The organism is Streptomyces sp. NRRL F-5122 (assembly GCF_001507435.1).
In the GTDB taxonomy this organism is placed as follows: Bacteria; Actinomycetota; Actinomycetes; order Streptomycetales; family Streptomycetaceae; genus Streptomyces; species Streptomyces lannensis.
Window position 1 is genome coordinate 119933 of sequence record NZ_LMWH01000172.1, and the last position, 13109, is coordinate 133041.

At 71.9% G+C, this 13109-nt stretch carries 12 protein-coding genes and 3 pseudogenes; 2 read left to right on the plus strand and 13 right to left on the minus strand.

Going from position 1 to position 13109, the window contains the following annotated elements:
- Positions 1 to 260: 260 nt before the first annotated feature.
- From ADL25_RS18560 to ADL25_RS18585, 7 genes and pseudogenes are all read right to left on the minus strand, one after another.
- Positions 261 to 710 (minus strand): DUF4396 domain-containing protein, encoded by a 450-nt coding sequence (locus tag ADL25_RS18560; protein ID WP_267889259.1) that lies wholly within the window; start codon positions 708 to 710, stop codon positions 261 to 263.
- Positions 711 to 731: 21 nt separating this feature from the next.
- Positions 732 to 1625 carry a hypothetical protein gene (locus ADL25_RS18565; protein ID WP_059128869.1) on the minus strand — a complete coding sequence of 298 codons (894 nt, stop codon included), beginning with the start codon at positions 1623 to 1625 and terminating at the stop codon, positions 732 to 734.
- Positions 1626 to 1823: 198 nt separating this feature from the next.
- Positions 1824 to 2675, minus strand: a pseudogene (locus ADL25_RS18570) (hypothetical protein); the annotation flags it as partial.
- A gap of 102 nt (positions 2676 to 2777) precedes the next feature.
- Complete coding sequence (locus tag ADL25_RS18575) at positions 2778 to 3092, minus strand: hypothetical protein (protein ID WP_059128871.1); 315 nt, start codon at positions 3090 to 3092, stop codon at positions 2778 to 2780.
- A 61-nt stretch (positions 3093 to 3153) separates the two neighbouring features.
- A pseudogene (locus ADL25_RS18580) lies at positions 3154 to 3712 on the minus strand (TetR/AcrR family transcriptional regulator).
- Positions 3692 to 3838: pseudogene (locus tag ADL25_RS52200) on the minus strand (TetR family transcriptional regulator); the annotation flags it as partial. The pseudogenes ADL25_RS52200 and ADL25_RS18580, both read right to left, overlap by 21 nt.
- A 103-nt stretch (positions 3839 to 3941) precedes the next feature.
- Positions 3942 to 4871 (minus strand): AurF N-oxygenase family protein, encoded by a 930-nt coding sequence (locus ADL25_RS18585; RefSeq protein WP_059128872.1) that lies wholly within the window; start codon positions 4869 to 4871, stop codon positions 3942 to 3944.
- A 136-nt stretch (positions 4872 to 5007) separates the two neighbouring features.
- Between ADL25_RS18585 and ADL25_RS18590 the strand changes: the two genes are divergently transcribed.
- A complete protein-coding gene (locus ADL25_RS18590; protein WP_059128873.1) occupies positions 5008 to 6120 on the plus strand; it encodes a ferritin-like domain-containing protein in 1113 nt (370 codons plus the stop codon).
- 26 nt (positions 6121 to 6146) lie between these two features.
- Here the strand turns inward: ADL25_RS18590 and ADL25_RS18595 are convergent, their stop codons facing one another.
- The 6 genes from ADL25_RS18595 to ADL25_RS18620 are packed head-to-tail and all read right to left on the minus strand — an operon-like array spanning position 6147 to position 12205.
- Complete coding sequence (locus tag ADL25_RS18595) at positions 6147 to 6638, minus strand: DUF3291 domain-containing protein (protein WP_059128874.1); 492 nt, start codon at positions 6636 to 6638, stop codon at positions 6147 to 6149.
- A gap of 60 nt (positions 6639 to 6698) precedes the next feature.
- Entirely contained in the window at positions 6699 to 8213 is a 1515-nt protein-coding gene (locus ADL25_RS18600; RefSeq protein WP_059128875.1) for a peptidoglycan D,D-transpeptidase FtsI family protein, read from the minus strand.
- The gene (locus ADL25_RS18605) at positions 8210 to 9589 is read right to left on the minus strand and encodes an FtsW/RodA/SpoVE family cell cycle protein (protein ID WP_059128876.1); all 1380 of its coding nucleotides are present in this window, start codon (positions 9587 to 9589) and stop codon (positions 8210 to 8212) included. The genes ADL25_RS18600 and ADL25_RS18605 overlap by 4 nt, the downstream gene beginning before the upstream one ends.
- Positions 9590 to 9635: 46 nt before the next feature.
- Positions 9636 to 10916: a sensor histidine kinase gene (locus ADL25_RS18610; protein ID WP_059128913.1), complete on the minus strand. Its 1281-nt coding sequence runs from the start codon at positions 10914 to 10916 to the stop codon at positions 9636 to 9638.
- A gap of 8 nt (positions 10917 to 10924) precedes the next feature.
- On the minus strand, positions 10925 to 11638 hold the full coding sequence (locus tag ADL25_RS18615) for a hypothetical protein (RefSeq protein WP_059128877.1): 714 nt from the start codon (positions 11636 to 11638) through the stop codon (positions 10925 to 10927).
- Between the two features lie 60 nt (positions 11639 to 11698).
- The gene (locus ADL25_RS18620; RefSeq protein WP_079050447.1) at positions 11699 to 12205 is read right to left on the minus strand and encodes a protein-tyrosine phosphatase family protein; all 507 of its coding nucleotides are present in this window, start codon (positions 12203 to 12205) and stop codon (positions 11699 to 11701) included.
- 97 nt (positions 12206 to 12302) lie between these two features.
- On the opposite strand from ADL25_RS18620, the gene ADL25_RS18625 reads away from it, so the two are divergent.
- The gene (locus ADL25_RS18625) at positions 12303 to 13106 is read left to right on the plus strand and encodes a nuclease-related domain-containing protein (protein ID WP_059128879.1); all 804 of its coding nucleotides are present in this window, start codon (positions 12303 to 12305) and stop codon (positions 13104 to 13106) included.
- The last annotated feature ends 3 nt before the right edge of the window (positions 13107 to 13109 follow it).

Genomic DNA, 13109 nt, shown 5'->3' on the forward strand with positions numbered 1-13109 from the left:
TTCGACCGCCGGTCGTTGTTCACGCCGGTCGCCCTCGGACGGCCCGGAGACGGCCCCGGCTCTGTCGCCGGGGCCGTCGGCGTTCCACCGGAGCCGGTTCCTCGATGCGAACGGGCGGGGAGGCCGCCGAGGTCTGCTCGGCTTGTCACCGTGGCCTTGGCGTGCTTCCCGTCGGCTGCGGTCTCTGCGGTCGCGCTCAGCCCGCGAGGCGCCCCGACGGGCGGGGTCTGGATCCGTCGCACCCGGAGCGCCGACGGTCACTACTGCATTGTCAGGTTTCCGAGCAGACCCGCGATGAGGAAGCCCGCTCCGAAGATCGCAAAACTGACCACGGTCATCACGGCGAGCCGGGCACGGCCGACCCGCGGTTCCATGTGGTGCGCACGGCCGGTGGGCGGCGCCGTGGCCCCGTCGTAGGGGGCTCGTTCTGCGGAACCGTTCGCACCGCGGCCGGGCATGGGAGTTCGCCGAGCGAGCGCGGGCGGGTCTTGCCGGTGGCCGCCGAGCGTGGCGCCGGCGAGGGCGAGTGCCGCGACCTGGGGGACCGGGCCGGTGTCGCTCCGGACCGTCATCATGCCGTGTTTGAGACCGTGGTCGACCAGCCACCAGTTCATCGGCAGCGCGACGAGGAACCCCGTGCACAGGGCGATGGACATCACGAACCAGAACCTTGGGCCGGTCGGGTGCGTGGCGGCCATGTCGTGTGTCAGCCACGGAACCTTGCCCGAAGGTCACCCCTCCTTCGCCGGATCGATTCCGTACAGTCCCGTGGCGGCGACGGCCCGCTTCACCGTGCATGGTTCCTGTTCATCGGCCGGGGCCGTCCACAGGGGTATCAGCCGGGCCGACGTGGGTGAGGAGTCCATGCGCAGGTACTGGCAGGCACCGTTGATCCGCAGGGCGAGGACGTGGACGCCGTCGCCGGCGGCCGTGCCGGACACCACGTTGACGGCGTCCCCGGCCGCGACCAGGTGCTTGTCCTTCAGGAAGTCCAGGGCGCCCTGCGGGGTGTGTGCATATCCCGAGGTCGCCGTCTGCCGGTACGCGTTGGGGCCGGTGGGCTGCCGGGTGAGGAGCACGCCCATCTGCGCCGCGAGGCTGCCGGGCCTGCCGTCGGTCCGCGTGGCCGGGCAGGACGTGACGGACTGCTTCACGCTGTACGTGCCGACACCGAAGGTGTAGCGGTAGCAGCGGACCGGATAGGCGTTCGCGGCGACGGTCCCCGAGCTCGGGGGGAACAGTCCCAACATCACCTCTGCCGTGTGGACGGCGCCGCCGGGCCCGCCCTGCGCCGTGCCGGCGCTCAGCAGCGCTCCGCCGTGCGTCTCGACCTGGGCGACGAGCGTGCCCTCGGTGAACTGCCCCCCGTAGGTACCGCCCCCCGAGTAGAAGCCGGCGTTCAGGTCCCCGCGCAGGTCCTCGGCGAGTCCGGCGGCCTGGGCGTCGACGGCGGAGGTGTCCGGGGCGGTGGTCCTCTGGAAGAGCAGCGTGCCGGCCACCCCCGTGGCACAGGCGACGAGCGCGGTCACCGAGAACAGCAGCACCCGCGATGCGATGCCGCGCCCCCGAGTCTGTCCGGAGCCGGGCCGTTGGTCGTGCTGACGCTCCGTGGCGTGCGTCGTCATGTCTTCTCCCCCTGCCGGCAGGGCGTTTACTGGATGCGCCGCTGCCGCCGCATACTGCCAGCCGCCCCGATCCGCCGTGTCGTTCGGGGTGCGTAGGCGCCGCACTCCGGCGCTGCCGCCGCGCCCCGGCGGCCAGGAGGGCTACCCGGCGGCGGCCGCCGGCACGGCGAAACAGCCGGCGTCGGAGCCGTCCGCGGCGCCGGGTCGCGGTGCCCGCACCACCCTGCCGTTGCCGAGGTACATGGCCACACGCGTGGCTTCGGGGAAGTAGACCATCAGGATCCCCCGGCCGCAGCCGGTTCAGCGGCACCTGGGGCAGTTGGCCCCACCGGCCGCCTACGGCATCGCGGCGACTCCGGGCGCGCCGAGGGACCCGGAGGACACGAACGTGTCCTGCGCGGCGGCGGTCTGGCTCTTCTCGAACGCGGACAGCGCGGCCAGTTCTTCGGGGGTGAGGGCGGACAGCAGTTTCTCGACGTCCCTCAGCTGCCGCTCGACGTCGTCCCGCGCCTCCTTCTGCCGGTCGGCGAGGGTGAGCTGGTCGTCGAGGGCCTTGCGTGCCCGACGGGCCTGCGCGTCGGCCTGCTGCTCGGTGCCGACCAGCCTCTGCACGCTCTCGGCCCGCTCACGCGCCAACTGCCCGATCACATGGCCCTCGTCCAGTGCGTGCTGCGGATCGCGGGCGAGCAGCAGGCGTACGTACGCGGAGATGTGCGTGCTGCTCTGGTACTGCTGCCGGGCGAGACGGCCGACTTCGCCGCGACTGGCCTGCAGGGCGAGTCTGGTCCTGGCGAGTTCCCCGTCCAGCCGCTCGACCTCGTCCTGCTGCTTTTTCAGCTTCTCGGTCGTGGCGTTGTAGACCTCGGTGGCCTGCTCGGTCTCCCGGTAGTGCTTCTGAAGTTCCGTCAGCAGCTCGGAGAGCGGGCGGGGGCCCGGCTGCGCCGCCGGAGTGGTGCCGGGGTCGGGAGCGGCCACCGAGGGCGCGGGCGCGAGCACGGCCGAGACGGTCACCGCCGCCGTACACGCCAGGCGCAGCAACCTTCCTGACATTTCATCACCTCCGCTGCGGAGATGGTCCTTCCACCTCGCACCGGCAGCATCGGGCGCCCGCAGCCCGGGCGCCCGCCGGGTGGTCGGTTCGGCGCAGGGAGGTCACTCGTCGGCGGTGTCCGGGCCACCGTCCGGCGTGGCGTCTGGCGTCCGACGCGGCTTGGACCACGGCCACCGAAGGCCATCCCGGCTTCGGCCCTCGGGCCGGTACTCGTACTTCCAGCCCTGGTGGAGGCCGAGTCTGCTGCTCCGGCCCGCTTCCACGCGCCGGTAGACGAGCACGGTCGGCGGGCCGCCGGCCGCGTCCGGGACCGGGACGCGATACCACTTCGGCGGGTGGCCCGTCGGGCCGAGGAGGACCGGCAGCACGCGCCCGTCCAGGGGGCCGCCCACGAACGGGGTGTCTTGGCTCTTCACGACACCAGTGTCCTCTTCGGGCGGGCCGGCGCAGGTGCGGGTCCCGGCGCGGGAGGCCGTGTCACAGCAGGTGGCCAGCGTCGCCGACCACGGACAGAACGCGTCTGAGCAGGGCGCCGATCGGTCCGTCGGCACTCTCCAGGGCCAGTGCGCCGCGCACCACGGCGGCGGTCTGCGGATCGCGTCCGGCGCCGGCCACCAGGCATGCCACGAACTGCTCCACGAGCCAGTCCCGCAGTTCGTCCACCGGTGGCTGCTTGTCCTCGTCGAGCCAGATCAGGGAGGCGGCCTCCACTGCGGTGATCCACGTCCGCACGGCTGAGGATGTGCTCGGCGGCGGCCCGCCGTACCCCGTCGACGATGGCGGTGGTGCGGGACGTCTCGACCACGCTGCCGCCCTGGAGCAGCGCGCTGAACCCGGCGTCGTGCTGGTCGACGAAGGCGAGGTAACGGTCGAGGGCGCGGCCGAGGCGCCGGGTCAGCGGTCCCTCCGGGGGCTCGGCGAAGCACTGCTCGAGCTCCTCGGCCGCGGAGCGGAGCGCGGCCTCGTACAGCTGCTGCTTGCCGCCGGGGAAGTAGCGGTACACGAGCGGGCGCGAGACCCCGGCCGCCTCGGCCACGTCGTCCAGTGAGACCTCTTCGGGCGCGCGCTGCGCGAACAGGGACAGCGCGGCGCCGAGCAGCTGGCTTCGCCGCTCCTCGACGCTGAGCCGACGGTACGCGCGGGTGGGGGCCTCGGAGGTCATGTGGGGCAGCGTAACCGCGTTGTCGTACAAAACGGCGGGGCGAGCCCGTCCCGCGGCCGGGGCGGCCTGCACGGCCGGCCCCCGGAACCCCACGGGTCCGTCCTCAGGCCAGCAGCCCCGAGGACCGCCACAGCCGCCGCCCGACGCCCCGCAGCACGCCGATGTCGTCGAGGAAGTCCGTCAGCCTCTTCGCACCCGTCTGCATGACCTCCCGCCGGTGGCCGCTCGCCCTGACCTGGGCGGCCGCCTCCTGCTTGTCCAGGCCGACGTTCGTGTAGACCTCGGGGTTCACGAACGCCACCGAGAAGACGCGTGCGAACTCACCGGAGGTGATCCGGGTGAACTCCTGCGACCACCGCGGGGCGGTCAGCATCTGGCGGCGCAGTTCCTCGCGCGCGTACCGGACGTGCCGGGCCTCCTCGACCACGTGGATGCGGGTGACCCCGCGGATCAACGACTGCACCCGCTCGTCGGGGAAGGTCAGCCGCTGCATCCAGTCGAGGACCTCCTCGCCCAGGAGGGTCGCCGTGAAGGAACCGGGTGTCGTCGAGATCGTCTTGAAGAGGCGGCCGAGGTTCTGGTGCACCCGGCTCACCGGGTACCAGGGTGTCCCGCCGTGCGCGATCAGCCGGGCGAACATCTTCGAGTGCCGGCACTCGTCCTCGATCTCGGTCAGCGCGTAGCGCACATGCGAACTGGTCGCCGCCTTGTCGTAGATGTGCCGGACCAGCAGCTGCATCAGGATGAGCTCGAACCAGATGCCGAGCGAGGCGAGCGAGGCCGCCTCGTGCTGGGAGAGCAGGATCCGCTGCTCCTCGCTCATCCGCTTCCACAGCGGCGTGTCGTACAGCGACACCAGCTCCGGCGGCCAGAACCACTTGCCCGCCTCGAAGGGCGCGTCCCAGTCCAGTTCCTTGTCCGGATCGAAGGAGTGCTTGGCGGAGGAGGCGAGCAATCGCTCGGCCACCTGCTCCCGGTCCTTGAGCAGTCCGAGCGCGTCGCGCAGCACCTCGGCCTCGGTCACGGTCGTCATCGCTGTCCCCACCACCTCGTCGCACGGGCCGCTGTTACCGGCGGTCACGTCTTATGAGACTGCTTGTCAGCAAGGACGTCAATCCCCTGTGCGCCACTTGTTGACGGAGCGTCTACCACGTGTGAGCGTGAACTGTATGTCGACGCATGAGCTGTACGCCAAGGAACCGGGAGAAACCCTCTGGCAGGTGCCCGCGAGCGGTGCGGCGCGGTTCAGCTGGGAGTACGACGAGGGGCGTGATCGGCTGCTCGCCCTGTACCAGAAGGGCAAGGACAAGCAGTGGGACGGGCAGAAGCGGATCGACTGGGATCTGGAGGTCGACCCGTACGACCCGCTCGGCACCCCTGACGAGGCGGTGACCCTCTACGGCACGCCGTACTGGGCGAGGATGACCGACAGCGACAAGGGCGAGCTGCGCAAGCACTACGCCTCCTGGCAGTTCAGCCAGTTCCTGCACGGCGAGCAGGGCGCGATGGTCTGCGCGGCGCGGATCGTGGAGTCCGTCCCTGATCTGGACGCGAAGTTCTACTCCGCGACCCAGACGATGGACGAGGCGCGGCACGCGGAGATCTACGGCCGCTTCCTGCACGAGAAGATCGGGATGGTCTACCCGATCAACGACAACCTCCAGTCCCTGCTCGGCGACACCCTCAGGGACAGCCGCTGGGACATGCCGTACCTGGGTATGCAGGTGCTCATCGAGGGCCTGGCGCTGGCGGCCTTCGGCATGATCCGCGACACCACGGACAAGCCGCTGCCGAAGCAGATCCTGGCGTACATCATGCAGGACGAGGCCCGGCACGTGGCATTCGGCCGCATGGCCCTGCGCGACTACTACAAGCAGCTCACCGACGCCGAACTGCGCGAACGCGAGGAGTTCGTCATCGAGGGCTGCTACCTGATGCGCGACCGGTTGCGCGGTGTGGAGGTGCTGGAGAACTTCGGCATCCCGAAGGCGGAGGCGGAGGAGTTCAGCGAGAACTCCGAATTCCTGCGCCTGTTCCGCCAGTTGCTCTTCAGCCGCATCGTGCCCTGCGTCAAGGACATCGGTCTGTGGGGCAAGCGCCTTCAGCAGGCCTACGTGGACATGGGCGTCTTCGAGATGGGCGACTCCAATCTCGACCTGCTGATGGCCCAGGACGAGGAGATCGCCGAGAAGCTCGACGCGGAGCGTTTCGCGGTGGAGGAGCGGGAACGGGTCACGGAGGTGCGGGAGGCTGTCGAGGAGGGCCGGCGCCTCACGGGCTGATCACCGGGAACGCCCCGCTGCCGCCGTCAGCCGCCGGCCTCCGGTCGCACCTTCCCCGGCGGGAACGGCCTCTGCAGAGTGAACGCATGCTCCGTCGGCCCGTGGGAGCGGAGGTGCAGCAGGCGTTCCTCCGCCTCCGCCACCGTCGGGCGGTGGCCCGCCGGCACCCACCACAGGGTCGTGACCGCCTCCCGCAGGCGTTCGAAGAAATCTCGGCGCCGGGACAGCAACTCCCGGTGCCGACCCCGGTACATGAAGGAGGTCAGTGCGTCGGCGTCGCGCCAGGTCGACAGGTTGACGATCAGCCACTCGTCGCCGAGGACGGGCACGTCCGTCGCGTTCCCGGACGCCTCCTGCAGGCGCCAGACGAAGCCGTCCGAGGCGTCGGCCATCGCGTTGACGGGGTCCAGGGCGTCGACGAAGTCCTTCAACTGCGGTGAGTCCAGGGGGGCCTTGAGACGGGCGATGTTCACCTGGGCGAGTTCGTGCACGGGTGCGGGCTGCTCGGTGTCCGTCATGGACCGAACGGTAGGTCGGTCCCGAGGGGTGCGACAGCCCCGTCTCGACAGACGGACCGGTCAACGTCCCATGCCCCGCTGCGACTCCAGCACCGCCTGCATCACCGACCGGGCGATCGGCGCCGCGTCCCCGCCGCCGCTGATCTCCCCCCGTTCACCCGCGGCGTCCTCCACCACCACGGCGACCGCCACCCCCGGCTCCATCGCGTCGTCCGCCTGCGCCCAGGAGATGAACCAGGCATACGGTGTGCCCGAGTTGCCGACTCCGTGCTGGGCCGTGCCCGTCTTGCCGCCCACCGTGGCGCCGGGGATCATCGCGTTCTGGCCCGTGCCCTCCTGCACGGCGTTCACCATCATCTCGCGCAGCGCCGCCGCGGTCGCCGGGCTCATCGCCCGGCGCAGGGTGCGCGGTTCGGTGGCGGAGACCGTGTCGCCCGACTTCGTCGTCGTCCTGTCCACCAGATACGGCGCGCTCACCGAACCGTCACCCGCCACCGCACCCGCGATCATGGCCATCTGCAGCGGAGTCGCCCGCGTGTCGAACTGCCCGATCGAGGACAGCGCCAGCTGCGGCCCGTCCAGCTTCCGCTCGAAAGTGCTCTGCGCCACCGAGAACGGGATCCTCAGCCTCTGGTCGTTGAAGCCGAACCGTTCCGCCGCCTGCGTCATGTTCCGCAGCCCGACCTCGAAGCCCAGCTTGGCGAACACCGTGTTGCACGACCACTCGAAGGCGTAGCGCAGGGACGCGTCCTCGCAGCCCCGCGCCTCGTTCGTCAACCGGGTCGTCGTGCCGGGCAGGAGGTAGGGGTCCGGGGAGTCCGTCGACTCGTCGAGGTCCCGCACCACCCCGGCGTCCAGTGCCGCCGCGGCCGTCACCACCTTGAACGTCGAACCGGGCGGATACGTCTGCCGGATCGCCCGGTTGAGCATCGGCTTCCCCGCGTCCGCGTTCAGCCGTTCCCAGGCCCGTGCGACGGAGTCCCTCGAACCGGACAGCTCACCGGGGTCGTACGACGGCGCCGAGACCAGTGCCAGGATCCGCCCGGTCGACGGCTCGATGGCGGCCACGGCGCCGCTGCGCCCGCCGAGGGCCTGGTACGCCGCGCGTTGCGCCGCCCCGTTGAGGGTGGTGACGACATTGCCGCCGGAGCTGCGGGTCCGGGTGACGTCGTTCCACAGGGGGAACGGCGCCAGATCGGGATCGGTGCCCGCGAGAGTCGCGTCCTGGGTGTCCTCCAGCATGGTCGTCCCGTAGACCTGCGAGGCGAAGCCGGTGACGGGTGCGAACAGGGGACCGTCCGTGTAGGTGCGTTCGTAGCGGAACATCCCGCCCGCGTCGCGGGAGCCGGTCACCGCGCGCCCGTCGACCAGGATGTCGCCGCGCGGCGCGCCGTACCGGGCGATCATCTGCCGGCGGTTGGCCGGGTTGTCGTCGTAGCGCGAGGCCTCGAAGATCTGTACCCGGGTGGCGTTCACCAGCAGGGCGACCAGGAGCAGCGCGCACAGGGCGGCCGCCCGCTGGATGGTGGGGGTTCCGCCGGGCCGTGCGGAGTCGAGGCCCCGGGGCAGGTTCATGGCACGGCCGTCCCGTCGTATTGGCTGCGAGCGGAGTCGCTGATCCGGATGAGCAGCGCCACGATGATCCAGTTGGTGACGACGGACGAGCCGCCCTGGGCGAGGAAGGGCATCGCCATGCCGGTGAGCGGGATCAGCCCCGTCACCCCGCCCGCGATCACGAACACCTGGAGCGCGACGATCGACGCGAGCCCGATGGCGAGCAGCCGCCCGAAGGGGTCGCGCAGCGCCAGGCCCGCCCGGTAACCGCGCTCCACCAGCAGGGCGTAGAGCAGGAAGAGGGCGGACAGGCCCGCGAGGCCGAGTTCCTCGCCCGCCGTCGCCAGGATGAAGTCCGACTTGGCGGCGAAGCCGATGAGGATCGAATGGCCGAGGCCGAGACCGGTGCCGAGCGCGCCCCCGGCGGCGAAGGCGAACAGGGACTGGGCCAGCTGGTTGGGTCCGATGCCCGCGTCGATCGAGGCGAAGGGGTGCAGCCAGTCCGCGACCCGCGCATGCACGTGCGGTTCCAGCCGGCCCACGGCCAGCGCACCGGCGACCGCGAGCAGCAGGCCCACGGCGATCCAGCCCGTGCGGCCCGTGGCGACGTACAGCAGCACCACGAACAGTCCGAAGAACAGCAGCGAGGTGCCGAGGTCGCGCTCCAGTACCAGCACCCCGACGCTCAGCAGCCAGATCGCCACGACCGGCCCCAGGACCCGCCCGGTCGGCAGTTGCAGCCGCCACACCCGCCGGCCGGTGTAGGCGAGCGCATGCCGGTTGGCGGCCAGGTACCCGGCGAAGAAGACCGCGAGCAGCACCTTCGCGAACTCGCCCGGCTGGATGGAGAACCCGGCGATCCTGAGCCAGATCCGGGCGCCGTTCACCGCGGGGAAGAAGATCGGCAGGGTGAGCAGGGCCAGCGCGGCCACCACGCAGACGTACGTGTAGCGCTGGAGCACCCGGTGGTGCCGCAGCAGCAGCACCACCGCGATGAAGAGCGCCACACCGACCGTGGACCAGTACAGCTGGGTGGGGGCGGCCCGGTCGCCCGGCGTCTCCAGGTCGAGGCGGTAGATCAGGACCAGACCCACGCCGTTGAGCAGGACGGCGATCGGCAGGAGCAGGGGGTCGGCGTACGGGGCGCGCAGGCGCACCGCGCAGTGCGCGAGCAGGGCGAGCACGCCGAGCCCGGCGCCGTAGCGTGTGGCTCCGGGCGGGACAGTGCCCTGGGTGGCGAGCCCGACGGCGCAGTAGCCGTACATGGAGATCAGAACGGCGAGGACGATCAGGGCGAACTCGACGCCGCGGCGCCGGGGCAGCCGCAGGGCGGGAGCGGGGGCGTCGTCCGTCTCCGTCCTCGTCCCCGGCAGTCCTGGCGTTCCGGGCTCGATCATGTGCGGAACGTAGCAAGCGGCAACGGTGATGTCCTGTTATGTCGTCTCAATCAGCCCTTTCCGGTACACCTGGGGGCCTTGGCCCGGGAAGTCTCAGCGTGGCCACCGCCCCGCCGTCCGGCGCGTTGGCGAACTCCAGTGCCGCGCCGAGCACCCGCGCCTGCCCGAGCGCGATGGTCAGCCCGAGACCGTGGCCCTTCCCGCCGCTCTCGGTCCGGAAGCGCTGCGGTCCGTGGGCCAGGAGGTACTCGGGGTAGCCGTCCCCGTGGTCCCGTACGGTGACCCGCCGGCCGTCGACGGTCAGTACCACCGGGCCCCGCCCGTGCCGGTGCGCGTTCGCCACCAGATTGCCGAGCACACGCTCCAGGCGGCGCCGGTCGGTCTCGACCCGCGCATCCCGCACCACCCGCACCCGAGTGCCGGTCCCCGAGGCCCGCACCACCCGTTCGGCCAGGGGCGCGAGATGCTCGGTGTCCAGGTCGAGACGCTCGCTCTTCGTGTCGAGGCGGGAGATCTCCAGCAGGTCCTCGGTGAGCGTGCGCAGTGTGGCCACCCGGTCGCGCACCAGTTCGGTCGGCCGTCCCGGCGGCAGCAGTTCGGCCGCCGCGTGCAGCCCCGTCAGCGGGGTGCGCAGCTCGTGCGCCACGTCCGCCGTGAACCGCTGCTCGCTCAGCAGCTTGCCGTGCAGTGTGGCCGCCATCGTGTCCAGCGCGCCGGCCACCGCGGCCACCTCGTCCTGCAGGCGCGTCGGGTCCTTCGTGCGCGGGTCGTCCACGCGTGCGTCCAGGTCGCCCGCGCTGATCCGCCGGGCCACCTGGGCGGTGGTCTGCAGTCGCCGGGTCACCCGGGTCACCGCGAAGGCCCCGACCAGCAGCGTCACGCTGATCGCCAGGGCCGAGGACCACAGGATCGCCCGGTCGAGGGCGGCGATGATGCGCGCTCCCTGCCGGTAGTCGACCTGTACGGCGAGCACCCGTCCGCCGTCGGCCGGGCCCGCCGCCCACATCGTGGGCTGGGTGTCGCCGGTGCCGACCATGGTGCCGCGGCGCCCGCCCGCCGCCAGGTGCCGCAGCCGGGGCGGCAGCCCCGGAAGGCCGACGCCCGCGCCGAGCGGCAGCCGGTCGCCCGCCTCGTACGCCCGCGCCGCCTCGGTCAGCCGGTCGAGCGCCCGGCCCCGGGCCTCGCCGACGGTCCGGTCGGTGACCTGGACATGGACGAGCACGCCGAGCAGGGCGGCGAGAGCGCAGCACATCACGGCGATGAACGCGGCCGCCTTCCAGGTGAGGGTGGCGGTCCAGTCGGGCAGTCGGCCCAGGGCTCTGGACATGGCGGTCATCACGCGCTCTTCGACGGAACCGGCGGCACCCGCCGGTGCGGCGGCGCGGCGCCCGTCCGCAGGATCTCGTCCCGGCTCGCCAGCATCGCGTGCTGGTGCGGGTCCCAGGTCCACACGGTGCGGAACTCGTACCCGGGCAGCGTCGAGGGGGAGCGGATGAGCACGTCGCGGCCCGCGAGCTCCACGCTGATCACACTGTCCGAGGTGCCCATGACCTGGACCAGCCGGTGGTGCGCGACGGTGTAGACGCGTACCGCCAGCTGATCGCCGGGGAAGCGGACGCCGAGCACCATGTCGTCCCGCCCGTCCCCGGTGAGATCGCGGTAGTAGGCGTTGAGGAGCGGGCATCTGCGGCCCTTGGAACCCTTCTTGCCGCAGTCGGCGAGCTGCTTGCGGGTCGGTGCGTACAGCGCGCTCGGTCCGGAGTACGCGTCCGCGTGGGCGGCGACCTCGGCGCGGAAGACGTCCAGTGGCGGCACCCGGTGGACGTCGTCACCCGGAACGGTGACGCCGTCCATGGTCTCGGTGTCCGCCACGCCGTAGTCGAGGGCCGGCGTGGAGGCGGGCGGCAGCTGCGGCCACAGCTCGACCGGTCCGACGGCGGTGGCGGTCGGTCCCGCCGAGCGCAGGGTGCCGGCGTCGCCGCACCCTGCCAGGAGCAGGGCGGTCGCGGCGAGACCGAGGGCTGCGCGGACACGGCGGCTGGGGAACACGGGGGCACGTCCTTTTGGTCACCTGCTGGCCGGTTGCTCACTCTATGACCGGACGGCGGGTCACTCGGCGAGTTCCTCCAGCAGGCGGACCGTGTCCAGTCCCGCCCGCAGATACTCCACGAACAGCCGGTTGTGCAGGGCCCAAGGGCCGCGGCGGGCGCGGATCATGCGGATCGCCTCGTCGGCGGGGTGCCCGGCCCGGATCAGCGTGTGCGCGACGACCAGGCCCGAGCGGTTGTACCCGTGGTAACAGCGGACGAGGACCCGGCGGCCGTCCTCCAGCGCGTCGTCGGCCGCCCGGGCGAGCCGCATCACGCCGGCGATCTGGGTCCCGTCGAGCGGACCGTCCGGTATCGGCCACACATGGTGCTCGACCCCCGCGTCCGGGCCGTGCCCCGGCAGCCGCAAGAGGGTCAGCACGAGGTCGAACTCGTCGCGCACGACGGCGAGTTCCAGCCCTCCGGAGCGCCCCGTGAACTCGTGGCCGCCCATCCACAGGCCGGGCACGATCTCGCTCCACGGGCTGTCCGGAGCGGGAACATCGGGCTGCTCTCCGAGGGTCCGCAACGGCGCCTCCCAACGACTCCCCAACTGCTCACAAAGGTAACCGGGTTCTTGCCCCTGGAGCACCCCGCCTGGTCCCATGGTCGAGGGGTGATGGTGCATGAGTGGACTGCGCGTCATACCGACCTGGCGGCAGGGGCAGCAACGCCTGTACGTGTGCGCCACCGACGGCAGGAGCGTCGCCTGGTACGACCGGGAGGCGGGCCGGGTCAACCTGCTCAGCGAGGATCTGCGGCAGGACGTGCTCACCGCGCTCGGCCCGTTCCTGACCGGTCCGGTGGCGGTGGGGCCACCACCCGTCCCCACCCCCGCGGAGCTGGCCCGGCTCACCCTGCACCCGGACGACGACCTGGCGCCGAACCGGCCCGGCGAGGCGCTGCTCATCGCCCTGGACCGGGACCCGAAGGCCGCGCACCGGCTGCGCACCGATCCACGGCACAGGGCGCTGGCGGTCGAACAGCGGACCGGTGAGGCCCTCGACCTGCTGGAAGGCGGGGGCTGGCGCACGCTGCACTCGGTACCGCTGCCCGGCGGGGACCGCATCCACCATCTGGTGATCGGCCCGGGCGGCCTCTTCGCGGTGCGCTCGCTCGACGCACGCAGGCAGCGGGTCCTCGTCGCCGATCCGATGGTGACGGTGGGCCGCCAGGACGCGCGGCCGCTGCTGCGCCGGGTGCGCGCCGACGCGGCCCGGGCGTCGTACGCGCTGACCGCCGAGGTCCGTCCGGTCCTGGTCCTGGTGGAGCCGGCCCGTCTGGAGACGACCGTTCCGCCGCGGGAGATCCGGATCCTCGCGGACACCGACCTTCCCGGCATCGCCCGGCTCGGCGGTCTGCTCAAGCCCGCGGATGTGGAGGCGCTGCACGCGATGGCGCGAGACCGGCACATCTGGTCCAGGGTGTGAGCG